25 protein-coding genes are annotated in these 25634 nt (G+C 66.8%); 11 read left to right on the top strand and 14 right to left on the bottom strand.

Annotated features, from left to right (window positions below; genetic code table 11):
- Nucleotides 1-137 precede the first annotated feature (137 nt).
- A complete protein-coding gene (locus ACM0M4_RS17020; protein WP_004349295.1) occupies nt 138-2333 on the bottom strand; it encodes a xanthine dehydrogenase family protein molybdopterin-binding subunit in 2196 nt (731 codons plus the stop codon).
- A 4-nt stretch (nt 2334-2337) separates the two neighbouring features.
- Nucleotides 2338-2799 carry a (2Fe-2S)-binding protein gene (locus ACM0M4_RS17015; RefSeq protein ID WP_003102736.1) on the bottom strand — a complete coding sequence of 154 codons (462 nt, stop codon included), beginning with the start codon at nt 2797-2799 and terminating at the stop codon, nt 2338-2340.
- A gap of 330 nt (nt 2800-3129) precedes the next feature.
- Between ACM0M4_RS17015 and ACM0M4_RS17010 the strand changes: the two genes are divergently transcribed.
- Nucleotides 3130-3453, top strand: a complete 324-nt coding sequence (locus tag ACM0M4_RS17010; protein ID WP_003102734.1) for a DMT family transporter — start codon at nt 3130-3132, stop codon at nt 3451-3453.
- 12 nt (nt 3454-3465) lie between these two features.
- Nucleotides 3466-3864, top strand: a complete 399-nt coding sequence (ndhC, locus tag ACM0M4_RS17005) for an NADH-quinone oxidoreductase subunit A (RefSeq protein WP_003088123.1) — start codon at nt 3466-3468, stop codon at nt 3862-3864.
- On the opposite strand, the gene ACM0M4_RS17000 is transcribed toward ndhC, so the two are convergent.
- Nucleotides 3861-4412, bottom strand: a complete 552-nt coding sequence (locus ACM0M4_RS17000) for a helix-turn-helix domain-containing protein (protein WP_003102727.1) — start codon at nt 4410-4412, stop codon at nt 3861-3863. The two genes, ndhC and ACM0M4_RS17000, sit on opposite strands and share 4 nt — an antisense overlap.
- A gap of 85 nt (nt 4413-4497) precedes the next feature.
- Between ACM0M4_RS17000 and ACM0M4_RS16995 the strand changes: the two genes are divergently transcribed.
- Both ACM0M4_RS16995 and ACM0M4_RS16990 read left to right on the top strand, forming a co-directional pair.
- Complete coding sequence (locus tag ACM0M4_RS16995) at nt 4498-5031, top strand: GNAT family N-acetyltransferase (RefSeq protein ID WP_003160093.1); 534 nt, start codon at nt 4498-4500, stop codon at nt 5029-5031.
- Between the two features lie 68 nt (nt 5032-5099).
- On the top strand, nt 5100-7463 hold the full coding sequence (locus ACM0M4_RS16990; RefSeq protein ID WP_221345569.1) for a DNA polymerase II: 2364 nt from the start codon (nt 5100-5102) through the stop codon (nt 7461-7463).
- A gap of 3 nt (nt 7464-7466) precedes the next feature.
- Here ACM0M4_RS16990 and ACM0M4_RS16985 read toward each other — a convergent pair whose 3' ends face one another.
- From ACM0M4_RS16985 to ACM0M4_RS16975, 3 genes are all read right to left on the bottom strand, one after another.
- Entirely contained in the window at nt 7467-8135 is a 669-nt protein-coding gene (locus ACM0M4_RS16985) for a hypothetical protein (RefSeq protein ID WP_003102715.1), read from the bottom strand.
- Complete coding sequence (locus tag ACM0M4_RS16980) at nt 8119-9528, bottom strand: alpha/beta fold hydrolase (protein ID WP_003102709.1); 1410 nt, start codon at nt 9526-9528, stop codon at nt 8119-8121. The genes ACM0M4_RS16985 and ACM0M4_RS16980 overlap by 17 nt, the downstream gene beginning before the upstream one ends.
- Before the next feature lie 373 nt (nt 9529-9901).
- Entirely contained in the window at nt 9902-10189 is a 288-nt protein-coding gene (locus ACM0M4_RS16975) for a hypothetical protein (protein ID WP_003088136.1), read from the bottom strand.
- A gap of 165 nt (nt 10190-10354) precedes the next feature.
- On the opposite strand from ACM0M4_RS16975, the gene ACM0M4_RS16970 reads away from it, so the two are divergent.
- Nucleotides 10355-10741: a hypothetical protein gene (locus tag ACM0M4_RS16970; RefSeq protein ID WP_003115740.1), complete on the top strand. Its 387-nt coding sequence runs from the start codon at nt 10355-10357 to the stop codon at nt 10739-10741.
- Nucleotides 10742-10754: 13 nt separating this feature from the next.
- Here the strand turns inward: ACM0M4_RS16970 and ACM0M4_RS16965 are convergent, their stop codons facing one another.
- From ACM0M4_RS16965 to ACM0M4_RS16930, 8 genes are all read right to left on the bottom strand, one after another.
- The gene (locus ACM0M4_RS16965; RefSeq protein ID WP_003088140.1) at nt 10755-11378 is read right to left on the bottom strand and encodes a glutathione S-transferase family protein; all 624 of its coding nucleotides are present in this window, start codon (nt 11376-11378) and stop codon (nt 10755-10757) included.
- 88 nt (nt 11379-11466) lie between these two features.
- Nucleotides 11467-11856 carry a hypothetical protein gene (locus tag ACM0M4_RS16960; RefSeq protein ID WP_003118963.1) on the bottom strand — a complete coding sequence of 130 codons (390 nt, stop codon included), beginning with the start codon at nt 11854-11856 and terminating at the stop codon, nt 11467-11469.
- A complete protein-coding gene (locus ACM0M4_RS16955) occupies nt 11853-12590 on the bottom strand; it encodes a hypothetical protein (protein ID WP_033952769.1) in 738 nt (245 codons plus the stop codon). The genes ACM0M4_RS16960 and ACM0M4_RS16955 overlap by 4 nt, the downstream gene beginning before the upstream one ends.
- Nucleotides 12587-15016, bottom strand: coding sequence for a penicillin acylase family protein (locus ACM0M4_RS16950; RefSeq protein ID WP_023096804.1), 2430 nt, complete (start codon nt 15014-15016; stop codon nt 12587-12589). The genes ACM0M4_RS16955 and ACM0M4_RS16950 overlap by 4 nt, the downstream gene beginning before the upstream one ends.
- 25 nt (nt 15017-15041) lie before the next feature.
- Nucleotides 15042-15665, bottom strand: a complete 624-nt coding sequence (locus tag ACM0M4_RS16945; RefSeq protein ID WP_003102697.1) for a 2OG-Fe(II) oxygenase — start codon at nt 15663-15665, stop codon at nt 15042-15044.
- Between the two features lie 16 nt (nt 15666-15681).
- Nucleotides 15682-16956: a fatty acid desaturase gene (locus ACM0M4_RS16940; protein WP_003102695.1), complete on the bottom strand. Its 1275-nt coding sequence runs from the start codon at nt 16954-16956 to the stop codon at nt 15682-15684.
- A gap of 18 nt (nt 16957-16974) precedes the next feature.
- Nucleotides 16975-18144, bottom strand: a complete 1170-nt coding sequence (locus tag ACM0M4_RS16935; RefSeq protein WP_003088150.1) for a hypothetical protein — start codon at nt 18142-18144, stop codon at nt 16975-16977.
- Between the two features lie 5 nt (nt 18145-18149).
- A complete protein-coding gene (locus ACM0M4_RS16930) occupies nt 18150-18917 on the bottom strand; it encodes a sterol desaturase family protein (protein WP_003102692.1) in 768 nt (255 codons plus the stop codon).
- A 761-nt stretch (nt 18918-19678) separates the two neighbouring features.
- Between ACM0M4_RS16930 and qscR the strand changes: the two genes are divergently transcribed.
- The 6 genes from qscR (at nt 19679) to phzE (ending at nt 25627) form a co-directional block, all read left to right on the top strand.
- Nucleotides 19679-20392: a quorum-sensing transcriptional repressor QscR gene (qscR, locus tag ACM0M4_RS16925; protein ID WP_003118960.1), complete on the top strand. Its 714-nt coding sequence runs from the start codon at nt 19679-19681 to the stop codon at nt 20390-20392.
- 481 nt (nt 20393-20873) lie between these two features.
- The gene (phzA, locus tag ACM0M4_RS16920) at nt 20874-21362 is read left to right on the top strand and encodes a phenazine biosynthesis protein PhzA (RefSeq protein ID WP_003450170.1); all 489 of its coding nucleotides are present in this window, start codon (nt 20874-20876) and stop codon (nt 21360-21362) included.
- 35 nt (nt 21363-21397) lie between these two features.
- Complete coding sequence (phzB, locus tag ACM0M4_RS16915) at nt 21398-21886, top strand: phenazine biosynthesis protein PhzB (protein WP_023086354.1); 489 nt, start codon at nt 21398-21400, stop codon at nt 21884-21886.
- Between the two features lie 23 nt (nt 21887-21909).
- Nucleotides 21910-23127: a phenazine biosynthesis protein PhzC gene (phzC, locus tag ACM0M4_RS16910; protein ID WP_003093621.1), complete on the top strand. Its 1218-nt coding sequence runs from the start codon at nt 21910-21912 to the stop codon at nt 23125-23127.
- On the top strand, nt 23124-23747 hold the full coding sequence (gene phzD / locus ACM0M4_RS16905) for a phenazine biosynthesis protein PhzD (protein WP_031670797.1): 624 nt from the start codon (nt 23124-23126) through the stop codon (nt 23745-23747). The genes phzC and phzD overlap by 4 nt, the downstream gene beginning before the upstream one ends.
- Nucleotides 23744-25627: a phenazine biosynthesis protein PhzE gene (gene phzE / locus ACM0M4_RS16900; protein ID WP_003118954.1), complete on the top strand. Its 1884-nt coding sequence runs from the start codon at nt 23744-23746 to the stop codon at nt 25625-25627. Before phzD ends, phzE begins: the two co-directional genes overlap by 4 nt.
- The last annotated feature ends 7 nt before the right edge of the window (nt 25628-25634 follow it).

Genomic DNA, 25634 nt, shown 5'->3' with positions numbered 1-25634 from the left:
GGACGCTGAAGTCTGCGCCCGACGCCGGGCGGAGGCAAATCGGCGCGACACCGGGGGGACCCGTATGGTCGGCGGCGAACCTCGGAGGGCCGCCCGCGCCGCGCCGGCAGCCGTGGAGCTGCCGGCGGGCGTCTCGCTCAGGCCTTGGCGAAGGAGGTGGGGAAGGGCAGGTTGTACAGGCGTTGCCCGGTGGCGGCGAAGATCGCATTGGCCAGCGCCGGGCCGATGGGCGCCACACCGGGTTCGCCGACCCCGGTGGGCGCTTCGCCGGAGGGCACGATGTGCACTTCGACCTTGGGCATCTCGGCGATCCGCAGCACCTGGTAGCCGTCGAAGTTGTTCTGCTCGACCTTGCCGTCCTTCAGGGTGATCGCGCTGTGCAGGATCGCGCCGAGGCCGAAGCCGATGCCGCCCTCCATCTGCGCGGCGATCACGTCCGGGTTGATCGGGATGCCACAGTCCACCGCACAGACCACCCGCTCGACCTTCAGCTTGCCGTCCTTGTCCACCGAGACCTCGACCACCTGGGCGACGAAGGTCTTGAATGCCTCGGTCACCGCGATCCCGCGCCCGCGCCCGGCGGGCAGCGGCCTGGACGGGTCCCAGCCGGCCTTTTCCGCAGCCAGTTCGAGCACGCCGCGCAGGCGCGGCTGCTCTGCCAGCAGGTCGCGGCGGAACAGGTAGGGGTCCTTGCCGGCGGCCTGCGCCGCCTCGTCGATGAACGCCTCCACCGCGTAGACCGTGTGCGAGCTGCCGACCACCCGCCACCACAGGACCGGCACGCCGACCTGGGTGGTGCTCAGCTCGACCGAGACATTGGGCACCGCATAGGGCAGGTTGGCGGCGCCTTCCACCGAGGTGGCGTCGATGCCGTCCTTGACCATCACCGCGGCGAACGGCGTGCCTTCCAGGATCGACTGGCCGACGATGCGATGTTGCCAGCCGACCAGCTTGCCGTCGGCGTCGAGCCCGGCTTCGAGCCGGTGGTAGTACATCGGCCGGTAGAAACCGCCGTGGATGTCGTCCTCGCGGGTCCATTGCAGCTTCACCGGCACGCCGTTGGCGCCCAGCGCCTTGGCGATCGATACCGCCTCGACGATATAGTCCGACCAGGCGTTGGCGCGCCGGCCGAAGCTGCCGCCGGCGTAGAGCGTATTGATCTTCACCTGCTCCGGCTTCAGCCCGGCGGTGCGCGCTGCGTTGCCCTGGTCGACGGTCTGGAACTGGTCGCCGGCCCAGATCTCGCAGCTGTCGGCGGTCAGCCTGACCACCGCGTCCAGCGGCTCCATCGGCGCATGGGCGAGGAACGGGAACTCGTAGCTGGCGGCGATCCTGCGGGTCGCCCCGGCCACCGCCTTGGCGGCGTCGCCGTCCCTGCGCGCGGGCTTGCCGGGTTGCTCGGCGAGCTTGCGGTACTCCGCCATCAGCGCCTCGGAACCACGCTTCTCGGCCTTGCTCTCGTCCCACTCGACCTTGAGCGCGTCGCGGCCTTGCTTCGCCGCCCAGAAGCCCTTGGCGACCACCGCCACGCCGTGCGGCACCTGGACCACCTCGACCACCCCCGGAATCGCCCTGGTCGCCGTGGCGTCGAACGATTTCACCGTGGCGCCGAACAGCGGCGGGCGCTGGAGCAGGGCGACCAGCATGCCGGGCAGGCTGACGTCGAGGGTGAATTGCGCACTGCCGTCGGTCTTGCCGGGAACGTCGACGCGCGGCGCCTGGTGACCGATCAGGCGGAAGTCCTTGGGATCCTTCAATTGCACTTTTTCCGGCACCGGCAGTTCCGCCGCCGCAGCGGCCAGCGAACCGTAGCTGGCCTTGCGCTGGCTGGCCGGATGTTCGACGAAGCCGTCGCGGGTGCGCAGTTCGGTGGCCGGCACTCGCCACTGGCGGGCGGCGGCCTCGACCAGCATCGCGCGCGCCTTGGCCCCGGCCTCGCGCAATTGCATCCAGGAGTTGGCCATCGCCGAACTGCCGCCGGTGCCCTGCATGGTGCCGAAGGCCAGGTTGGCGTAGCGCTTGGCGTCGGCGGGCGCGCTTTCCACGCGGACCTTGCTCCAGTCCGCGTCGAGTTCCTCGGCGACGATGGTGGCGATACCGGTATAGGCACCCTGGCCCATCTCCACGTGCTTGGCGATCACCGTGACACTGTCGTCCGGAGCGATCCGCAGGAAGGCGTTGGGCGCGAAGCCGGCGTCCGGCAGGGCCGCGGCGAGGGCACGCCGGGCTCCGCTCCACTGGAAGCCGATGGTCAGGCCGACCACCGCGGCGCCTTTGAGGAAGCCGCGGCGCGAGCCGGGCAGGGCGTTGCTCAGATCGATCTTGCTGTTCATGGCGTCAGGCCTTCAGGGTGTCGGCGGCTTCGTGGATGGCGGCGCGGATCCGCACATAGGCGGCGCAGCGGCAGATGTTGCCGTTCATCGCGGCATCGATGTCGGCGTCGCTGGGGCTGGCGTTCTGCTCCAGCAGCGCGGTGGCGGACATGATCTGGCCGGACTGGCAGTAGCCGCACTGCGGTACCTGGAGCTTGACCCAGGCGTCCTGCACGGCCTTGCCGGGCTTGCTCTGGATACCCTCGATGGTGGTGACGCGCTTGCCGGCGACCGCGGAGACCGGCAGCACGCAGGAACGTACCGCGGTGCCGTCCAGCTGCACGGTGCAGGCGCCGCACTGGGCCATGCCGCAGCCGAACTTGGTGCCGTGCAGGCCGGCGCTTTCCCGGATGGCCCAGAGCAGGGGCATGTTGGGATCGACGTCGAGGGTGACGTTCTTGCCGTTCAGGACGAGCGAGGTGGGCATGCTGATTCTCCACGGAAAGGCCCGGGCAGGGCGTTATCTCTTATCAGGCAGGGATGCATCGGGCGAAGTGTGCGCGAAGGACGAAACGGACGCCTTGCACGATCCTGCGAAAGTCTAGATCAATCCTGCCGAGCGTCCCGGCGGGCGCGGCGCGGAAACGCGGCGAAACAACTCCGTCGGCGCAGGCGTTCACCCGGCATCGGCAACGCGCTAGGATCGCTGCCGTCGGTGACTGACGCCCGCCCGGGCGGCACGCACTTTCAGCCGGAAGCGGGACGACCCGTTTTCCCTCTTTCATTGCGCGGGGACGACCCTGCAGAGAGGCTGAAAATGGCGTGGATCTATCTCTTGCTCGCCGGTGTCTTCGAAATCGTCTGGGCCACGGCCATGAAGGAGTCGGCCGGCTTCACCCGCCTGTGGCCAAGCCTGGTCACCCTGCTGTTCATGATCCTCAGCTTCGGCCTGCTGGCCGTTTCCATGAAAACCCTGCCCCTCGGCACGGCCTACACCATCTGGGTCGGCATCGGTGCGGTCGGCGCCTTCGCCCTGGGCATCCTGCTCTTCGGCGAAAGCCCGAGCCCGTTGCGGCTGCTGGCGGTGGGGCTGATCGTGGCCGGCATCGTCATTCTCAAGCTGGCGACCCGTCAGGGCTGAGGGGCGACCATCATGTACGCATCCTTCGCTCCCGCGACCTGGGCCTTGCTCGCCTACCTCTTCGGCGCGCTCGCCCTTTGCCTGCTCATGCTGGGGTTGGGCCGGGTGCTGGGCGGCCGATCGCATGGCCGGGCGAAGAACCTGCCGTTCGAGTCGGGGGTGGATTCCACCGGCTCGTCGCGCTTGCGCTTCTCGGTCAAGTACGCGTTGGTCGCCATGCTGTTCGTGATCTTCGGCATCGAGATGCCGTTCCTCTACCTCTGGGCGGTGTCGCTGCGGGAGAATGGCTGGGCGGGTTTCGTCGAGGCGACGCTGTTCGTCTCCCTGCTGCTGGTCGGACTGTTCTACCTGCACCGGGTCGGCGCCCTCGACTGGTCGCCGGAGCGCCGGCGGAAAAAGCCGCACGACTAGTCGTGGAGGATCACCAGCAGGTAGCGGCAGGCTTGCCCGGCGGTGGCGAAGGTCACCGCGCGGTCGACGCCGAAGTCCAGGCGGTCGCCGCGTTGCAGGTGGAACGACTGCTCGCCGTAATCCACCCGCAGCGCACCCTCGACCAGCCACAGGCGCTGTCGGTAGGGCCGGCCGCCCCAGCGGGGATAGTCGAGGCGGGCGTTCGCCGGGATCTCCACTTCCACCATCTCGCAGCCGCTGCGCGGATCGCGAGCGCCGACCTGGCGGCGGCGGTAGCCGCTGGCCGGGTCTTCCCACACTTCCTGCTGCGCGCGCCGGCAGAGCGGTTCGGCCGGTGCCTGCGCGTCGCCGAGCAGCTCGGAGAGGGCGACCCCCAGGCCGCCGGCGAGACGGCCGAGGACGCTGGCGGTGGGGCTGCTTTGGTTGCGCTCGATGCGCGAGATCATCGCCTTGCTCACCGCGCAGCGTTCGGCCAGTTGGGCGAGGGTCAGCTCGCGCTCCTTGCGCAGGGCGGCTAGGCGTCGGGCAATCAGTTCGTCGATATCCATGAGTGGCCCTGGCGGATTTTTCTCGTCCATGATAGTCACTGTCCAATATATTGGAAATTCGCCCTTGCATTGGAGCTTGCCCGCGATGACCGAACCGACGATTCGCCGCCTGGCTGGCGAGGAGATCCTGGCGCGCCTGGACGAACTGGCCGAGGTACTGCTGGACTGCGTGGAAGGCGGGGCTTCGGTCAGCTTCATGTGGCCGTTGCCGCGGGAGCGGGCGCTGGCCTTCTGGCGCGGCGTCGGCGAGAGCGTGGCGGGCGACGAACGCCTGCTGCTGGTGGCGGAAGCGGAGGGGCGGATCGTCGGTACCGTGCAACTGCTCCTCGACCAACCGCCGAACCAGTCGCACCGCGCCGACGTGGCGAAGATGCTGGTGCACCGGCGTGCGCGTCGGCGCGGCATCGGCGAGGCGCTGATGGGCGAGCTGGACCGGCTCGCCCGGGCCTGCGGCAAGTCCCTGCTGGTGCTGGATACGGTCAGCGGCAGCGCCGCCGAACGGCTGTACCTGAAGACCGGCTGGACACGGGTCGGGGAAATCCCGGACTACGCCCTGATGCCGGACGGCACGCCCTGTCCCACCACCTATTTCTACAAGCGCCTGGCTGTTGCCGGCTGACCGAAGATGCCAGCGTTCCCAAGGCAGGCCGGGTAGAATCGGCGGATGCGAGAGATTCGGGGTCGATGGTGGAGTTACTGCAAGGGTTCGTCCTGACCCGGCACTGGCGCGATACGCCGGCCGGCACGGAAGTCGCGTTCTGGCTGGCGACCGAGCAGGGCCCGCGGCAGGTGCGGCTGCCGCCGCAGCCGTCGGTGGCGTTCGTCCTCGCCGAGCAGCGCGGGCGCGTCGAGTCCCTGCTCGCCGGGGAGACTGGCGCCGAGCTGCGGCCGCTGGCGCTGCGCGACTTCCAGCAGCGGCCGGTGCTCGGCCTGTACTGCCAGCAGCATCGCCAACTGATGAATCTGGAGAAACGCTTGCGCCAGGCCGGCGTCGAGGTGTTCGAGGCCGATATCCGGCCGCCGGAGCGCTACCTGATGGAGCGCTTCATCACCGCGCCGGTCAGCCTGGAGGCGAGTGTCGAGGCTGACGGCAGCCTGCTCGCCCGGCGCCTGAAGCCGGCTCCGGACTATCGCCCGCGCCTGCGCCTGGTGTCGCTGGACATCGAGACCAACGCCCGCGGCGATCTCTACTCCATCGCCCTGGAAGGCCGCGGCCAGCGCCAGGTATACATGCTCGGCCCGGCCAACGGCGATGCCGCGGCCGTGGATTTCCGCCTCGACTATTGCGACAGCCGTGCCGGGCTGCTTGAACGCCTCAACCAGTGGCTGGCCGAGCACGATCCCGACGCCATCATCGGCTGGAACCTGGTGCAGTTCGACCTGCGCGTCCTGCATGAGCATGCCCAGCGCCTGAAGGTGCCGCTGCGCCTGGGGCGTGGCGGCGACGAAATGGGCTGGCGCGAGCACGGCAGCCGCAACAACCACTTTTTCGCCGCGGCGGCCGGCCGCCTGATCATCGATGGCATCGAGGCGCTGCGCTCGGCGACCTGGAGTTTTCCCTCGTTCAGCCTGGAGAACGTCGCCCGGACCCTGCTCGGCGAAGGCAAGGCGATCGACAATCCGTACCAGCGGATGGACGAGATCGATCGCATGTTCGCCGAGGACAAGCCGGCCCTCGCGCACTACAACCTGAAGGACTGCGAATTGGTGACGCGGATCTTCGCCCGTACCGAACTGCTCGACTTCCTCCTCGAACGGGCCACCGTCACCGGCCTGCCGGCGGACCGCAGCGGCGGCTCGGTGGCGGCCTTCACCCACCTGTACATGCCGTTGATGCACCGCGCCGGCTTCGTCGCCCCGAACCTCGGCGAGAAGCGTCCGGAAGCCAGTCCCGGCGGCTTCGTCATGGACTCGCGGCCGGGCCTCTACGAATCGGTGCTGGTGCTCGACTACAAGAGCCTGTATCCGTCGATCATCCGTACCTTCCTGATCGATCCGGTCGGCCTGGTGGAAGGCCTGCGCCAGCCGGACGACGAGCACTCGGTGGAAGGCTTTCGCGGCGCCCGCTTCTCGCGTACCCGGCATTGCCTGCCGGCCATCGTCGCACGGGTCTGGGAGGGCCGCGAGGCGGCCAAGCGCGAACGCAACCAGCCGCTCTCGCAGGCGTTGAAGATCATCATGAACGCCTTCTACGGGGTGCTGGGTTCCAGCGGCTGCCGCTTCTTCGACCCGCGCCTGGCCTCGTCCATCACCCTGCGCGGGCATCGGATCATGCGCCGTACCCGCGAGCTGATCGAGGCCGAGGGCTATACGGTGATCTATGGCGATACCGACTCCACCTTCGTCTGGCTCGGCAGCCCCCGCGCCGAGGAGGAGGCCGCGGCCATCGGCCGGGCGCTGGTGGCGCGGGTCAACGACTGGTGGCGCGAGCACCTGAAAGAAGAATTCGGCCTCGACAGCGCCCTCGAGCTGCAATTCGAGACCCATTACCGGCGTTTTCTCATGCCCACCGTGCGCGGCGCCGAGGAGGGCAGCAAGAAACGCTACGCCGGCCTGGTGCGCCGCGCCGACGGTGGCGAGGAGATGGTCTTCAAGGGCCTGGAGACCGTGCGCACCGACTGGTCGCCGCTGGCCCAGCGCTTCCAGCAGGAACTCTACCTGCGCATCTTCAATCGCCAGCCCTACCAGGACTACGTGCGCGATTACGTACGACGGACCCTGGCCGGCGAGCTAGACGACCTGCTGGTCTACCGCAAGCGCCTGCGCCGGCGCCTCGACGATTACCAGCGCAACGTGCCGCCGCATGTGCGCGCGGCGCGCATCGCCGACGACTACAACCTCGAGCGCGGGCGCCCGCGGCAGTATCAGAGCGGCGGCTGGATCAGCTACGTGATCAGCGTCGCCGGTCCCGAGCCGCTCGAGGCGCGGCGTTCGGCCATCGACTACGAGCACTACGTGGGCAAGCAGTTGCAGCCGGTGGCCGACGCCATCCTGCCGTTCGTCGGCGACGATTTCGCCACTTTGGTCGACCGGCAGATGGCACTATTCTGAGGCTCATTGGCGGATGAGCCGCTGGTCCAGCTGGCGCAGCCGTTCCCGGTCGAGGTTGCGCGGCAGGACGAGAGTGTCCGAGCCGTTGGTCAACGGCGATTCCACGGGCCTGTTGAGTGGGATGACGATACGCTCGGCGTCGTAACGGATTTCCTTGGCGTCGGTCAGGCCCTGCTTCTGTAGCTGATGGATGGCTTCGAGGCGGGCGTCGGCGTCGGCTGCGCTGGGCGCCGATTGCATGACCTTCAGGTAGATGTCCAGTGCCTCCCGGCCATTGAACGGACCTTGCCCCAGGTGCTTCACGAATACCCGGTAGACGCCTCCCACCGCGCGGCACAGGCGGCTGTTGCCGTTCTGTGCGGCGATGTCGGCCTGCAGCCTGGCGTCGCACTGCTGCTTGCTCATGTTGCGGGCTTCGGACTTTTCGCTTTGCGCGCAGTAGGCGCTGCCGTAGAGGTCGCCGTCCTTGTCGCAGCGGCCGTAGCAGATATCGTGCAGGCGGCAGGCCTCGCTGAGCGAGCAGCCCGCGACGTCGTCCGGAACCAGATACTGGGTGAAGCCGGAGCCGCAATAGGTGGCCTTGTCTTCGGCGGCGCTGGCGGCGGGCGCCATCCGCGGGGCGAGCAGAACGACGGCGAAGCCGATCAGGAGCAGGCTAGAGAGGGTTTTCATAGAGGACGTCCTGTTCGCTGCGGGTGCCGGGTTCCGAGAGTTGCCGTTGCAGCCGCCGGTGCATGGCCGTGGCTTTGAGGTAGTGGAAGTCGAAGCACTTGCCGAACGAGAAGTTCTTCCGCACCGGGTCGTGGCACTCCCGGTAGTAGGAGGCGCCAGCCGTACGTTCGTAGATGGCCTTGCTGACGGCGGTGGCCATGAAGGCGATCACCTGGTCGTTGAAGATATCGTTGTGGTCGGCGATGAAGGACTGCGAGGTGTAGATGAAGTTGACCGGCTCGTTGCTGTAGCAGGGCATGCGCGGCAGCGCCGGATCGGCGTTGCCGCCGTCCGCGCTGCAGAAGCTCCTGAAGCGCCATTTGCCGATATCGGTGTCGTCGATCACCCGTGGTTCGGGCGGTCTTGGCGCGCAGTTGTCGCTGCCATCCGGCAGCGGGCACTCGCGGTCGATCAGCAGGGCGGTCCGATACAGGCTGTAGTTGCCGAGGGCGGTGGTATCCAGGTCTTCTTCCCGGAGGCGATAGCGGGTTCCGTTGTAGGTCCTGTCCAGGTCCACCTGGCTCCAGGTGAGGTTGACGCCGACCCATTGGCCGAGCGGGAAGGCGAAGTGGGTGGCGCTGTCGCCGTGGGAACTGATGACGTACAGCAGCGGCGGCGGCCGGGCTCCCAGGGCGCCGACCTTGAGGCTATTCTCCTTGAGCAACAGGCCCTGATTGGCCTCTATCGCCGGATTCAGCATGATTACCGCGTCGCCGAAGGCGCGTATCCGCTGACCGTCCTGGAGAGCCAGCAGGCGTTCGAGCAACGGGTCGTGAAGTGCGCCGAGGGTGATTGCGCCGCCGAAGCTGTGGCCGACGATCACCAGATAGTTCCTGTCCTTGCGATCGATCCGTTCCAACTGGGCGAGCAACTCGGCGACGCCACCCCGGCCGACTTCCTCGGCGACGGCCTTCCTGTCCCAGTAGGTCAGGTTCTCGCTATACAGGCCATGCATCGACTTGCCCCGCCAGCCAACATAGAGGCCGACCAGCCTGCGTTTGCCCAGCACCCCGGAGGAGGCGAGATTGGCGAGTGCCTTGTTGAAGCTGGCGACGTTGCCGTCGTCCCGTCCCGCGTTGTGCTTCCAACCGTGAATAAACACCACCATGGCGATGTCCCCCCGGGCGGAGTAGCGCTTTAGCTGGTCGATCAGGCGTTGCGTTCTGGCAGGCGCGAAGTCGTTGCCGCGCTCGCTGTATTCGACGAAGCCGATCTCGTAGTTCGGATGGCGTTCGTAGTAGCTGTCGCTGCAAGGCCGCATGTCGGCGCAGGTCGATTCGCTGTCATCGCGCAGCGGGGCGTTGGCGGCGCAGCCTGCCAGCAGGCAGGCTGCGAGAAGGGCGAGTATTTTCATGACGATTCCCGCGTGGAGATTCTTTTCCGGCGCGCCAGAACTCGACCGGTCGCTACCCGTTACGCAGGCCGGTCGGTACGCTCTGGCGCTGTCGGTGCCCGTGTCGCCGGCCGGGTGCTGTCATGGGGGATGGGAGAGCGCAGGCGGAGAAGTCGTCCCGCGAAAGGCTGGGGAGGCGTGTGTCAGGGTCCCCTGGAAGCGGGCCTGGGATATCCCAGAAAGGCTCGTCGTGGGGCGAACTGTCGAAGACGTTGACATGCTGAACCACCACTTCCGTGTCTGTTCTGCAACTGTCTATAGACCGCCGGGGGGTGGGTGTCAAAGTGCCACTTCGCAGCCTTCCGCATGGTGGATGGCTGCGAAGGAGAGTCGATCAGGCCAGTTGCGCCGGGTCGAGCATGTCGCTTTCGAAGGTCATCCAGCCGCCGTTCTCGCTGGCCGCGCCGTCGAGGATCGGGCCGTAGTAGGTGAGGCCGATGGTCAGGCTGAAGCAGATGTGGGTAGCGTTCTCCGGGGCGTCCAGCTGGCCTTCGAAGTGCAGCTTGAGCACGCCCGGCTCGACGCTTTCCAGGCCGATGGCGACGTTCGGGTTGTCCACGGCCTCGCTTTCGCGGCCGCGTTGCTCGGCGCTGACGGTGAGGGTCACGGTGTCTCGGTACATGTCTTGCTCCAGTTGGCGTGGGGCCGGCGTCGCCAGCGCGGCGGACAGACTACTGGCAGACGCGCCGGCTGGCCAGTGCTGGCTGCGGTAGGCGCCGCGCGGGGCCTGGGAATCATTCGCCGGCGGCGCAGTCCAACTGCGCATCACCAACCGACCCCCGAGGGGATGATGAAGCTACCCGTGCTCGCTGTATTGGGCGCCGCGCTGCTGTTGAGCGCCTGCGCGAAGAAGGAGGCCGAGGCCTGTGCCTCGCCGGACGTGAAAGACCAACTGATGCGGATCTTCCTCCAGGGCGCGATCACCGAGCGCTCGCCGGAGTTCAAGGACAGCGCGTTGCGCGACGTGGCGATCCTCGAGAAGGATCCCGACAGCGGCGTGCTGTCCTGCGTCGGCACCCTCAGCGTGCCGGCCGGCCAGCAGGTGGTCGAGGGCGTCCTGCAATACCGCATCGCCCCGGTGGCCAAGTCCGACTACGACTACCTGCTGCTGGATACCGCCGGCGCCAACACCACCGCCCTGGCGCAGCGCCTGAACAAGGCGCTCGGCCAGTAATCGCGCGCCTCGCTCAGGGTACGCCGTTGCGGCCGTGGGCGAGGAAGCCGGGACGGGCGCCGAGGCGCTCGTAATAGGCGCGCACCGCTGGCAGCGACGGATGCTCGAACGGCGTCTCGTACCAGCGGTTGACCGACAGGCCGATGGCGATGTCGGCCAGGCTGAAGGTCTCGCCGGCGACATAGGCGCCGGTGCGTAGCAGTTGTCCCTCGAGGATTTCCATGAAGCCCGTCCAGCCGCGCAACGAGGCCTCCACCTGGGCCGCGTCGCGGTGCGCCGGCGACTGCCGGACCAGGCTCATGAAGGCATAGCTCCACGAGCGGTTGAGGTCGGAGGCCTGCCAGTCCAGCCACTGGTCGACCCGCGCGCGCGGCGCCGCCTGCTGCGGATAGAGGCGTTCGCCGGCATAGCGGTTGGCCAGGTAGCGGATGATGCTGTTGGATTCCCAGAGCACCAGTTCGCCGTCGCGCAGCACCGGCACCATGGCGTTCGGGTTGAGGGCGAGGAATTCCGCCGCGTGGGTGTCGCGGAAGCCGCTGCCCCAGTCTTCGCGGCGGTAGGGCAGGTCCAGTTCGGCGCAGGTCCAGAGCACCTTGCGCACGTTGATCGAAGAGGCCTTTCCGAGAATCTCCAGCATGGCGATGGCGCGTCCTTGGGCGGATAGGAAGGCTCCGAGTATACGGGCCGATCCCGCCGACGGGGAGCGGCTCGAGCGGGGGCGCCGGCTAGGCGCGGCTGGTTTGCCGGCGGCCCGGGCGGTGGCGCGCCCAGAGGGCGAAGTAGAGCCAGCCGATGACGAACGATGGCGCCACGCTCGCCAATGGATGCGGCGTGCCCGAGAGCCAGTGCAGCGCGGCCATCGGCGCGGTCAGCAGGAGCACCACCAGCAGGGGCGCCTGGCGTTGCGCAAGGCCGTGGCGGCGGCCGAGACATTGCAACAGGTACAGGCCGAAGCGCGTCGCCAGGAGACTCGCGGCGCCCTGGAGCAGGGCGGCGACGCCCATCCCGGCCAGGCCGCCGTCCTGGTTGGCATAGGCCGCCCAGGCGCCGTAGAGCACCGCGGCCGGCAGCGCCGCCAGCCACGGGTCGTCGGAGCGCTGCGCGAGTCCGCTCACCGGATGATCCTCTGCTGCACGTAGGGTTCGGCACCGGGCGCGAGGCGGACCATGCAGAGGATCTGGTCGCTGCTGCCGACGTGGGCGACGAAGTGGTCGTTGGTCCTGGCGTGGCTGGACATCGCCATGCGCGGGAAGAAATCCGGGGCGACGCTGCGTTGCCCGCCGGGTATCAGGCCGGTTTCCGCATCCAGACGCAGGTTGGCGGACAGCGTGCCGACCACGTCGAGGGCCAGGTCGACCATGTCCGGGTTCTGGCGTGGCGCTTCCAGGTCCGGGTACAGCGTCGCTCCCGGGATCCGCGCGCTGAGGGCGCGGAACATGTTGTAGACCACAGGGTTGTAGGTCTTCGCCACGATCAGTGGCGGCAGCCCGCCGTTGCGCTCGCTGACTTGGCGCAGGAAGAACTGGTTGATCCGCTTGAACAGGCTGGTGCGGTGGTAGCGGTCGACCACCATCGCTGTCCACAGGTAGAGGAAACGCGTCGCGCCGCGGACGAAGTCCTTCGCGCCCAGGATGCCGATGATCCGTTCGCCCTCCGGATCGGTCGCCAGTACCAGGTGGTCGTAGGTCTCGAAGATATCCGGCTGGTTGCCGAAGTATTGCAGCACGTCGAACTGCGGCATTCCCTCTTGCAGGTCGGCGACTATCTTGCGCTTGAAGCCCTCGGGGAACTGCCGTTCGCGGCTGGAGTAGTCGAGGTCGAAGGCGTTTTTATGCGGATCGCTGGTCATGGTCGTGGCTCGCCGGAGGAAGAGGCTGAAGGGCGCAGGACCAACTGGCGGTCCGTCGCGTCGGGGGCGTCGTCGGCGATACGGATGTACGCGCCGCGGGCCCAGAGTTCGTTGAGGTCGGTGGCGCCGTCGAACGGCAGGCCGGAATTGCGGGTGGACAGCGCGTAGCGCGAGTTGTCGAAGTCCGCCAGGTCGATGACCATCCGCAGGGTCGCGGCGATCCGTGTGTTGAACGGGTTGGCCGGGTCGCTGTAGTCGAAGCGCCCGACGTTGACGCTGAAGTTGTCGCCGCCCTTGTTGTTCTTCAGGTCGAACAGCGCGCGCAACGGGGTCTTGTGGAAGGGCACGTGCTCGGCGAGGGCGGCGTGCGCCTCGCCCCACTTCCAGCCGCTCGGCGCGCTTCCGTGGGCGGCTCGCAGTTCGTCGAGGGCGCGGCGCAGCGACTGGTTCAGCTTGAGGTCGCAGCCTTGTTCCTGGCCGCACCAGAAGCGCAGGTCGGCCTGGCCGTCGAGGATCAGCCGGAGGAATCCGTCGTAGTTGCGCTGGTTCCAGCCGCTGGCCAGCAACTGCGTGCCGATCCTCGGTTGCAGCAGCTCGCGGGTGAAGGCGCGTACCCAGTAGCCGGCGATCAGTGGCGCGGCCAGGTCGGCGGCGGCCTGGTGGTTCCAGCCCTGGAGCAGGGCGAAGGCCTCGCTGGCGCGCAGTTCGGGGTCGCTGACCTGCTCCAGCATCTTCGGCAACAGGCTCGCCATCACGCTGGAGAACTCGTCGTTCTGCAACTCCAGGCTGTCTTCCAGGGTGCGCTGGCCGGGGCCGCCGAGCCACTCGCGGATGCGTTCGTAGCGGTAGGGTAGGACCCAGTCGTGGCCGAAGTCGAAGGCATTGTCGGGCGGCACGATGCGCTGGTTCGCCGTGGCGATGAACCCTTCGCGGGGGTTGAGGCTGCGTGGCTTGGCGCTTTCCGGAACGTAGCCGACCCAGTCGTAGCGGCTCTCCCAGCCGGGCGAGGGGGCCAGGCCATGGAGGTCGTCGTCGGCGCCGCGGAGCGGTACGCGACCGGCGGAGACGTAGCCGATGTTGCCCTCGACGTCGGCATAGACCATGTTCTGCGGCGGTACGCCGAAGTCGGCGGCGGCGTCGAGGAACTGTTCCCAGCCTTCGGCCCGGTTGATCGCCAGCAGGCTCGGGAAGGTCTTGTCGTGACGGTCGAGGCCGGTCCAGGCGAGGGCGATCACCAGCCGGTCGCGCTGCGCCTGCGGCAGCCGCGCCGGTTCGTAGATGTCGCTGATCACCGGGCCGTGGCGGGTGCTGCGGACCTCCAGCGAGACCGTCTCGCCGTCGCGCACGGCGATGCGTTCCAGGCGCGTCTCGAAGGGCCGGTAGCCGTCCGGGGTCAGGTAGCGCCGCGGGTCCTGGGGATCGACGCGCTCCAGGTAGGCGTCCTGGATGTGCGAGCCGGTATTGGTGTAGCCCCAGGCGATGCGCTGGTTATGGCCGATGACGAACAGCGGGGCGCCGGCGAAGTTGGCGCCGGTGAGGCTCAGGCCGGGGATCTTCAGGCTGGCCAGGTAGAAGGCCGCCGGGTTGGTCAGGCGCAGGTGCGGATCGTTGGCCAGCAGCGGCTTGCCGGTGGCGCTGCGGCTGGCGGAGACCACCCAGTTGTTCGAACCGATGCCTTCGACGTTGGAACCGGGCAGTTGCCCCAGCAGCTTGCCGGCGTCCGGCGTGCCGTGCAGGGAGCGGTACAGGCTGGCGTAGTCGCGGGTGGCCGGCGGCCGCTCGCCCGGATAGGGGGCGAACACCTCGTTGATCCGCGCCAGGTCCAGGTGCTCGGCCAGCGCCAGGCGCTGCAACTGCATGCCCAGGTTGGCGCTCAGGGTCCAGGAATAGAGCAGGTGCAGGGACAGGCTGTCCACCGGCCCCCAGGGCCCCGGCCGTTCGTGGCGCACCAGGCTGAATTCCAGCGGCAGCGCCGCCGGGGCCAGCTCCAGGTAGGCGTTGATCCCGTCGCTGTAGCGTTGCAGCAGGACGCGCGTGGGCGCGTCCAGGTTGGCGTAGATGCCCTCGGCAGTGCGTCGGAAGCCCAGAGTGCGGGCGAACCTGTCCATCGGCAGGGTCTTGGCGCCGAACACTTCGGAGAGCGTCCCGCCGGCATAGCGGCGGGCGAACTCCATCTGCCACAGGCGATCCCTGGCGTGGCTGTAGCCGAGCAGGAAATAGCCGTCCTCCAGGCTCTGCGCGCGGATATGCGGGACGCCGGCGGCGTCCCAGGCGATCCGCCCCTCGTGTTCCAGGCCATGGCCGACCTGGATCTCGCCGTACTTGAAGCCCAGCGGGACGGCCAGCAGGTAGAGCGCGCAGGCCAGTAGCCCCAGCAGCAGACCGCCGAGGGACAGGCGCCAGGCGTAACGTGCGTTCTTCGACATCGCTTCGAGTCTCCACGCCGACGGGTCAATAGACCCGCCGGTTCCGGTCCGCATGGCGACTGACGAAGAACACCAGCGAGACGCGCTCGCCGGCGGTCACCTGCTGGACCTCGTGGGGATAGCTGCAGTCGCTGATGATCACCGAGCGCGGCTCCGGCTTGATGTCGTTACGCAGGTTGCCGTCGCGGTCGTAGACCACGAACTGGCCGCCGGAGAAGTAGGTGCCGAGCTGCAGGACGATGGAGTACTGGTAGTCCGGGTTGCTGTCGGTATCCAGGTGCCGGCCGATGAACGAGCCGGCCTTCATCCGGTTCACCTGCATGCGCCGGACGTAGAAGGCGTCGTCGCCCATCAGCTTGCGGAACAGGCTCATCACGTTGTCGTTGCAGACGCGCGGGATGATCAGCTCCGACAGCGCATGGTTGACCACCGTGGGACGGTCGCGGTCGGTCATGAAACGGGCCACGTAGAGGTCGTTCTCCTCGTCGGCGTCGCCGATCAGGATCTTCTCCCACGGCAGGGTCGAGTTGGCCAGGACCTGGTTCATCAGTTCCCAGTCCTGCTCGTCGTAGAGCGCGTCGCTGGGGGTGATATAGGCGCAGCCGTTGGCTGCCAGGCTCTGGGTGATCTGGGCAATCTGAGTATTCATGGGGTTTCCTGTGTGATCAGGCGGTAGCCTGGGATGCGGGTTGGTTGGTGTGGGGCTGGTTGGCGGCATCGGTCTCCGGAGCGAGCCGGGCATGGTTCTCGCGGTACCAGTCGACGATTCCGAACGGGTCCGACTGGCCGCGGCAGAGGTGGTCGCGCAGGATCAGGAAGTTCTCCCACATGCCCCAGGTCTCGGTCATCGGGCCGAACTTCGAGGGGCGCGCCTCGTTGGCCGCGCGCTCCGGCGCGATGCGCCAGAAGTTCACTCCCGGCTTGCGATGGTGGAAGTCGTGGCTGGGCAGGTCCTGCATGAAGGAGAACACCCGCAGCGGGATGTCGATCAGCAGCACGCCCAGGCTCCAGCGAACGAACGCCAGGGCGAAGGCCAGGCCCTGCTTGTCGGCCGGGTAGGGGCGGCCGAGGAAGCGTCCCCAGCTCAGCGAGCCGTAGTGCAGGAAGCGCGGCAGGCCGTGCTCGTTGCGGGCGAACCAGAGGTGCTCGGAGACGTGCTGGATCCACGACGAGTACTGGGTGAGGATGAAGATCGGGAACAGGTAGAACAGCGCGAACGCCTCCAGGTAGCCGCTGGCGTACACCAGGCCGAGCAGCGCAGCCCAGTAGAGCGCCCGGCTGACGCGCTCGTGGCGCGGGGCGGAGACGAAGCTGACGTCGAAACGGAACTTCAGGTGCTCGAGGATCCGCGCCGGATGGAAGGGCGCGAGCACCAGGCGGGTCCAGAAGGCGCTCTCGGACATGCCCTTGTAGAAGCCGTGCTGTTTCATGAAGACCAGGTCGACGTCGTGCTCGGTATTGAAGGTGCGCACGCTGTGGTGTTCGTTCACGTGCAGCTTCACGTACTCGTCGCGCGGGGTGTGCAGGATCGGGATCGACAGGATCCACTTGCAGGTGAAGCGGGCCAGCGCCTTGTTCTCCAGGCTGGCGCCATGGGTGGTGTAGTGGAAGGTATGGAGGAAGCCACGCTGGCGGTTGACCACCAGGCACATGATCAGCGCGCCCAACAGGCACTTCAGCCACAGTGGCTGCTGCGAGGCGAGCAGTTGCTGGCCGTAGATCACCGCGAGGAAGAACACCGCGTAGCCCCAACTGATGTGCAGGTAGAGCTGCCAGGGCTTGAGCAGGGTGTCTTTCGGCCGTCGCGGCGGGCGGTCGTTCAGCGACTTGCCGGTGACCCAGGTCCAGAACGGCTGGCAGGGCAGGTCCTTGTAGGTACGGCGCACGTCGATGCCGTATCCGTACTTGGAGTATCGGGTCTTGAACAGTTCATCTTGCATGGCGCAGGCGCTCCCTCGTTACAGGTAGTCGGTTCGGATGTAGAGCGTCGGGACGGTCGCGAAGAACGAGTAGAACGGCTCCATCCGGTAGTGATCGACGGCCAGCACGACGAAGTTGTCGAAGCGCTCGCCGAAGAGTTTTCCCATCAATGCGTACTCGGCGGCCTGGGAGACGAAGCTGGCCCAGATCTGCTCGCGCGACTGGCTGGCGAACCATTTCTCGTAGAGCGGCAGGCGCGACAGGAAGATCGATTCCAGGGCCGGGTAGTCCAGCCCGGTCTGGCCGTAGTCGCCCTGTTCCAGGCGCTGGACGATCTCGCCGTGGGCCCGGTGCCAGCCGTCCTCGCCGCCGCACATCTCGAAGAACGAGCAGGTCGCGGCCGGGCAGGGCAGGGCCCCGGCGATCCGCTCGAGCTGGCGCTCGACCTTGCCGAGGAAACCCTCGCGGGTCTCGCCGGTGGCGGGGTTGCGGTTGAACGATAGGTACTCGAACTCGCCGCCGAGGATCGCGTGGCGGATTTCCACCTGGCGCGCCCTGGCCAGCTCCGCCACCGCCTGGCCGGCGCTGACCAGCTTGGCGCCGGCCAGGCCGGGCTGGTCGCCGACTCGCTCGAAGGTGTAGCGCGGCTTGCCCTCGGCATCGCTGGAGTGCGAGTAGTCCGGGCATACCGCGCTCACCAGGTGCAACGGACGGCCTTCGCCAGCGGCGCGCTCCAGCGCCTCAACCAGGCCGCGCAGGGCCCGCTCGCTGGGCGGCATGACGTTGCCGGCGGCCAGCCAGCGCTCGATGTCGCGAGCGTGGCGGTCGAGCTGCGGGATGTCCGGATGCTTGAGCTCCAGCTCGCTCTTGGCGTTGACCGCATCGGCCAGGAGCAGGGTGGTCAGGGACGGGATGCGTCCCTTGCTCTTGAAACGGTGGATGTTGGTGACCACCGAGTTGCCCTGGCGCAGCTTGAAGTCGAATTCCTGGTGGCGCGACTGGAGGATCAGGTAGAACAGGTAGTTGCTGAACGGCAGCTCGCGCGCGCCGTGGGAGATGCGCAGCTCCAGATACCTGCGTTTCAGTTCGCCGAGGCGCGTTTCCAGTTGCGCATAGGTATGGTCGGGGACCACTTCGGCGAGGGGGAGGCCATACGAGATGGATTTCAATATGTTCCGGCTGAGACGGGAATCGATGTCTGGAATCATGGCGTTCACCTGACGTCGGGCTTGACCAGGACGGGAGCGGGCTGGGTTTTTCCGGGGAGGCTGTGCACGTCGCGGAACAGCAGCATGTCGACGAACTGCTGCTCCTTGTCGCCGGCGAAGCCCTGCGGCTCGTCGATGCGGCGGGGGTTCTCGTAGGTGCCGAACAACATGTCCCAGATCGGGAAGTCGCTGTAGTTGCACTCGTGGCGGTCGCGCTGGTGGTGGATGCGGTGCATCTCCGGGCGCTGGAACAGGTAGCCGAGGACGTGCGGGGTGCGCAGGTTCGAGTGGTAGAACATCTCGCCGAGCGCGGCGAACATGATGTAGTAGGCGCCGGCCTCGATGCTGATGCCCATCACCACGTAGGCGACGAAGCTGCCCAGCAGCGAGTTGAAGACCATCTCGGTCGGATGCTTGTAGAAGGAGGTGAATACCTCGATGCGTTGCGGCGCGTGGTGCAACTGGTGGAACAGCCGCCAGAGCGTGTCGTTGGCGTGGCGCGCGCGATGCCACCAGTAGGTGACGAAGGTGTTGACGAAGTAGGCGGCGAAGCCGGCCAGCAGTGGTGGCAGGGCATCCGAGGTGTGCAGCAGGCTGTGCCCCATCATCCATTTGTTCCAGGTGATGCCGGCGAGCAGGGCGATCGACACCTGGACGATGTTGAGGAAGATCACCCGGGCCACCCAGGTGCTCACCTTGGGCAATTTCCAGCCGGGAACCAACTGTTCCAGCATGAAGATGAATAGCGCCACTCCGATCAAGTAATAAATCATATTTATCTCCTCTTCCTTAGGGGCGGACGCCATGCGGAACTTTCATCGATACGAAAGGCCAGCGTCCTGTTTATTGTCTGAAGCACTTCTCGGCAGGCTGCGGTTATCGCTTCGCTATATTCGGAAGGCGATCTCGGTCAGGCGTGGATAGCTTGTCCATGGTCGAATGGAGCGCTCTTTTTAATTGCCTCAGAATGCGCTTCGTGAAAATCGGCACGGACAATGAAATGCCTGGTCGAATTAAATTGTCACAGCCCGGCAGGGACAACCTGCCCTTCCGGGCAGGTATCTGCGGAGAGTTAGGGGGGGAAGTATGTAGTTGCCATTTCTGGTCCCCGGGGAGCCTCGTCGACGAGGCCCGCCATGGGCCAAGGTTTGTTGTCGGGAGGCTCTCCCGACGACGATGGAGCGTGCGAGAAGAACAATGAGAAAGACCGCCGTGAGGCCCATCGGAGAGCCGTTTTACGGTTTCCGCAAAGATCCGGGGCGCCGTCCCCTCCAGCCCAGCGCAGTTCCTACGCGGCGCCTCGTGTCCGTGCTCATCGAGAAGTTCTCTTCAGCCTCGTTTCGTCGTCGCCCGGCGGGCGGCGAATGGGCTAGACCTCGTCCGGAACACCCGCACAGGGCTGGTGGCGATATGTACTTCCAGGTCCGGCTTGATAAAGGGAATTGTCATGAGTGGATAAGACGGAAACAAAAAAGAATAAAAACGCTGAAGAACCGAATCCTGCCGGGATCGATTGTTGACTGGTGAAGCTGGCATGCATGATGAGAGAGAGGGATATCTCGAGATTTTGTCAAGAATAACAACCGAGGAAGAGTTCTTCTCCCTGGTTCTCGAGATATGCGGTAATTATGGATTCGAATTCTTTTCATTCGGTGCGCGGGCGCCTTTCCCGCTGACCGCACCTAAATATCATTTCTTGTCCAATTACCCAGGGGAATGGAAAAGCAGATATATCTCCGAAGACTACACATCCATCGACCCGATCGTGCGCCATGGTCTCCTGGAATACACCCCGCTGATCTGGAATGGCGAAGACTTCCAGGAGAACCGTTTCTTCTGGGAGGAAGCGCTGCATCACGGCATCCGTCACGGCTGGTCGATCCCGGTCCGCGGCAAGTACGGGCTGATCAGCATGCTGTCCCTGGTGCGTTCCAGCGAGAGCATCGCCGCCACGGAAATCCTGGAGAAGGAATCCTTCCTGCTCTGGATCACCAGCATGCTGCAGGCTACCTTCGGCGACCTGCTGGCGCCGCGCATCGTCCCGGAAAGCAATGTGCGCCTGACCGCCAGGGAAACCGAGATGCTCAAGTGGACCGCGGTGGGCAAGACCTACGGCGAGATCGGCCTGATCCTGTCGATCGACCAGCGCACGGTGAAGTTCCATATCGTCAATGCGATGCGCAAGCTCAACTCCAGCAACAAGGCGGAGGCCACCATGAAGGCTTACGCCATCGGCCTGCTCAACTGAATCGACGCCTCGTCGCCTAGCGAGGCCGCCGCGCAAGCGTCCGGCCATTCACCGAATGGCCGGATAGCGTTTGCGCCGGTCGCCTGAGCGCAGCCTTCCCACCGGCAGCGTTTCCCCGCTGCCCCCTTCGCCATTGCGCCCGTCCTCCTGTTGTCCGGCACGCTAGTGCAACTTTCCGGGCGCTTGGCAAACCGGCCAAAGAATAGAACGGAATCGATGCCCCACACCTGTAATTTTTAAGGGGTTATGGCTATTGCAAAAAAGCGTTTATAAGTTTGTCCCCTGTCAAATCTGGTTACAACTGGGTTTCAGGCGAAACATTCGGTCATGGCAATTCGGCATTAGTTGAAACTTTGGAGACGCTCCGAAGCGGGCAACTTTTGCCCGGAAAAAGCTTCACGGCAATTTCTCCGGCCTGTCATCCCGATGTCTTCTTTCCGGTATGGATGCCAGTCGATTCGAACTGGCGGAGATTCGCACCATGCGAGAGTACCAACGGTTGAAAGGGTTTACCGACAACCTGGAATTGCGTCGGCGCAACCGTGCCACGGTCGAGCACTACATGCGCATGAAGGGGGCCGAACGGTTGCAGCGGCACAGCCTGTTCGTCGAGGACGGCTGCGCCGGCAACTGGACCACGGAAAGCGGCGAACCCCTGGTTTTCCGGGGCCATGAGAGCCTCAGGCGGCTCGCCGAGTGGCTCGAGCGCTGCTTCCCCGACTGGGAGTGGCACAACGTGCGGATCTTCGAGACCGAGGATCCGAACCACTTCTGGGTCGAGTGCGACGGGCGCGGCAAGGCGCTGGTCCCGGGGTATCCGGAGGGCTATTGCGAGAACCACTACATCCATTCCTTCGAACTCGAGAACGGCCGGATAAAACGCAATCGCGAGTTCATGAACCCGATGCAGAAACTGCGTGCATTGGGAATAGCCGTTCCACAAATAAAACGTGACGGTATTCCCACCTGATTAATGTTTATTCCAATTCAAGAGGAGATATGACGATGCTCGATAATGCCATTCCCCAAGGTTTCGAAGACGCCGTGGAGTTGCGCAGGAAGAATCGCGAGACGGTGGTCAAGTATATGAACACCAAAGGCCAGGATCGCCTGCGCCGCCATGAACTTTTCGTCGAGGACGGCTGTGGCGGTTTATGGACCACCGATACCGGTTCGCCCATCGTCATTCGTGGCAAGGACAAGCTGGCCGAGCACGCGGTGTGGTCGCTGAAATGCTTCCCGGATTGGGAGTGGTACAACATCAAGGTCTTCGAGACCGACGATCCCAACCACTTCTGGGTCGAGTGCGACGGCCACGGCAAGATCCTCTTCCCCGGGTATCCCGAGGGTTACTACGAGAACCACTTCCTGCATTCCTTCGAACTTGAAGACGGCAAGATCAAGCGCAACCGCGAATTCATGAACGTCTTCCAGCAATTGCGCGCCCTGAGCATTCCGGTCCCGCAGATCAAACGCGAAGGCATTCCCACCTGAGGCCATCCTGGAAGGGGTGAACTATGGACGATCTATTGCAACGCGTACGGCGCTGCGAAGCGCTGCAGCAACCCGAATGGGGCGATCCGTCGCGCCTGCGCGACGTGCAGGCGTACCTGCGCGGCAGTCCGGCGCTGATCCGCGCCGGCGACATCCTGGCCCTGCGCGCGACCCTGGCGCGGGTCGCCCGCGGCGAGGCGCTGGTGGTGCAGTGCGGCGACTGCGCCGAGGACATGGACGACCACCATGCCGAGAACGTGGCGCGCAAGGCCGCCGTGCTGGAACTGCTGGCCGGCGCCCTGCGCCTGGCCGGCCGGCGGCCGGTGATCCGCGTCGGGCGCATCGCCGGGCAGTACGCCAAGCCGCGTTCCAAGCCGCACGAGCAGGTCGGCGAGCAGACCCTGCCGGTCTATCGCGGCGACATGGTCAACGGCCGCGAGGCCCATGCCGAGCAGCGCCGGGCCGATCCGCAGCGGATCCTCAAGGGCTATGCGGCGGCGCGCAACATCATGCGCCACCTGGGCTGGGACGCCGCGTCCGGGCAGGAGGCGAATGCCTCGCCGGTCTGGACCAGCCACGAGATGCTGCTGCTCGACTACGAGCTGTCGATGCTGCGCGAGGACGAGCAGCGCCGGGTCTACCTCGGTTCGACCCACTGGCCGTGGATCGGCGAGCGCACCCGCCAGGTCGACGGCGCCCATGTGGCGCTGCTGGCCGAGGTGCTCAACCCGGTGGCCTGCAAGGTCGGCCCGGAGATCGGCCGCGACCAGTTGCTGGCGCTCTGCGAGCGCCTCGACCCGCGCCGCGAGCCGGGGCGCCTGACGCTGATCGCGCGGATGGGCGCGCAGAAGGTCGGCGAGCGCCTGCCGCCGCTGGTGGAGGCGGTGCGCGCGGCCGGGCACCCGGTGATCTGGCTGAGCGACCCGATGCACGGCAACACCATCGTCGCGCCCTGCGGCAACAAGACCCGCCTGGTGCGCAGCATCGCCGAGGAGGTGGCGGCGTTCCGCCTGGCGGTGTCCGGCTCCGGCGGCGTGGCCGCCGGGCTGCACCTGGAAACCACCCCGGACGACGTCACCGAGTGCGTCGCCGATTCCAGCGGCCTGCACCAGGTCAGCCGGCACTACACCAGCCTCTGCGATCCGCGGCTGAACCCCTGGCAGGCGCTCAGCGCGGTGATGGCCTGGTCCGGCGCAGAAGCGATCCCGAGCGCAACCTTCCCCCTGGAGACCGTGGCATGAGCGGCATTCCCGAAATCACCGCCTATCCCTTGCCGACTGCTCAGCAGTTGCCGGCCAACCTGGCGCGCTGGAGCCTGGAGCCGCGGCGCGCGGTGCTGCTGGTGCACGACATGCAGCGCTACTTCCTGCGCCCGCTGCCCGAGAGCCTGCGCGCCGGACTGGTGGCCAACGCCGCGCGGCTGCGCCGCTGGTGCCTCGAGCAGGGCGTGCAGATCGCCTACACCGCCCAGCCGGGCAGCATGACCGAGGAGCAGCGCGGCCTGCTCAAGGACTTCTGGGGGCCGGGCATGCGCGCCAGTCCGGCCGACCGCGAGGTGGTCGAGGAGCTGGCGCCGGGGCCGGACGACTGGCTGCTGACCAAGTGGCGCTACAGCGCCTTCTTCCACTCCGACCTGCTCCAGCGGATGCGCGCCGCCGGCCGCGACCAGTTGGTGCTGTGCGGCGTATACGCCCACGTCGGGGTGCTGATCTCCACGGTCGACGCCTACTCCAACGACATCCAGCCGTTCCTGGTGGCCGACGCCATCGCCGACTTCAGCGAGGCGCACCACCGCATGGCCCTGGAATACGCCGCCAGCCGCTGCGCGATGGTGGTCACCACCGACGAGGTGCTGGAATGAACGCCCTGCCCACATCGCTGTTGCAGCGCCTGCTCGAACGGCCGGCGCCGTTCGCCTTGCTCTACCGCCCGGAAAGCAATGGCCCGGGCCTGCTCGACGTGATCCGCGGCGAGGCGCTCGAACTGCACGGCCTGGCCGACCTGCCGCTGGACGAGCCCGGCCCGGGCCTGCCGCGCCATGACCTGCTGGCGCTGATTCCCTACCGGCAGATCGCCGAGCGCGGCTTCGAGGCGCTCGACGACGGCACGCCGCTGCTGGCGCTGAAGGTCCTGGAGCAGGAGCTGCTGCCGCTGGAGCAGGCCCTGGCGCTGCTGCCGAACCAGGCGCTGGAACTGAGCGAGGAAGGTTTCGACCTCGACGACGAGGCCTACGCCGAAGTGGTCGGGCGGGTCATCGCCGACGAGATCGGTCGCGGCGAAGGCGCCAACTTCGTGATCAAGCGGCGCTTCCAGGCGCGCATCGACGGCTACGCCACGGCCAGCGCGCTGAGCTTCTTCCGCCAGTTGCTGCTGCGCGAGAAGGGCGCCTACTGGACCTTCATCGTCCACACCGGCGAACGCACCCTGGTCGGCGCCTCGCCCGAGCGACACATCAGCGTGCGCGACGGCCTGGCGGTGATGAACCCGATCAGCGGCACCTACCGCTACCCGCCGGCCGGGCCGAACCTGGCCGAGGTCATGGAATTCCTCGACAACCGCAAGGAAGCCGACGAGCTGTACATGGTGGTGGACGAGGAGCTGAAGATGATGGCGCGGATCTGCGAGGACGGCGGCCGGGTGCTCGGTCCCTACCTCAAGGAGATGGCGCACCTGGCGCACACCGAGTACTTCATCGAGGGCCAGACCAGCCGCGACGTGCGCGAGGTGCTGCGCGAGACGCTGTTCGCCCCGACCGTCACCGGCAGCCCGCTGGAAAGCGCCTGCCGGGTGATCCGCCGCTACGAGCCGCAGGGTCGCGGCTACTACAGCGGGGTGGCGGCGCTGATCGGCGGTGACGGCCAGGGCGGGCGCACGCTGGACTCGGCGATCCTGATCCGCACCGCCGAGATCGAGGGCGACGGCCGCCTGCGCATCGGCGTCGGCTCGACCATCGTGCGTCACTCCGATCCCCTGGGCGAGGCGGCGGAAAGCCGGGCCAAGGCTTCCGGGCTGATCGCCGCGCTGAAGAGCCAGGCGCCGCAGCGCCTGGGCTCGCACCCGCACGTGGTGGCGGCGCTGGCCAGCCGCAACGCGCCGATCGCCGACTTCTGGCTGCGCGGCGCCAGCGAGCGCCAGCAGTTGCAGGCCGACCTGTCCGGACGCGAGGTGCTGATCGTCGATGCCGAGGACACCTTCACCTCGATGATCGCCAAGCAGCTCAAGTCGCTGGGCCTGACGGTGACCGTGCGCGGCTTCCAGGAGCCGTACTCGTTCGACGGCTACGACCTGGTGATCATGGGCCCCGGCCCGGGCAACCCCACCGAGATCGGCCAGCCGAAGATCGGCCACCTGCACCTGGCCATCCGTTCGCTGCTCAGCGAGCGCCGGCCGTTCCTCGCCGTGTGCCTGAGCCACCAGGTGCTGAGCCTGTGCCTGGGCCTGGACCTGCAACGCCGGCAGGAGCCCAACCAGGGCGTGCAGAAACAGATCGACCTGTTCGGCGCCGCCGAGCGCGTCGGCTTCTACAACACCTTCGCCGCGCGCGCCCTGCAGGACCGCATCGAGATTCCCGAGGTCGGCCCGATCGAGATCAGCCGCGACCGCGAGACCGGCGAGGTCCATGCCCTGCGCGGGCCGCGCTTCGCCTCCATGCAATTCCACCCCGAATCGGTGCTGACCCGCGAGGGTCCGCGCATCATCGCCGACCTGCTGCGCCACGCGCTGGTCGAGCGGCGGCCCTGAGCCAGGA

This window comes from Pseudomonas sp. 18-147, assembly GCF_051048045.1.
GTDB classification, from domain to species: domain Bacteria; phylum Pseudomonadota; class Gammaproteobacteria; order Pseudomonadales; family Pseudomonadaceae; genus Pseudomonas; species Pseudomonas aeruginosa.
Note: the sequence above shows the minus strand (reverse complement) of the source record. Positions and strands in the feature narration are given on the sequence as shown.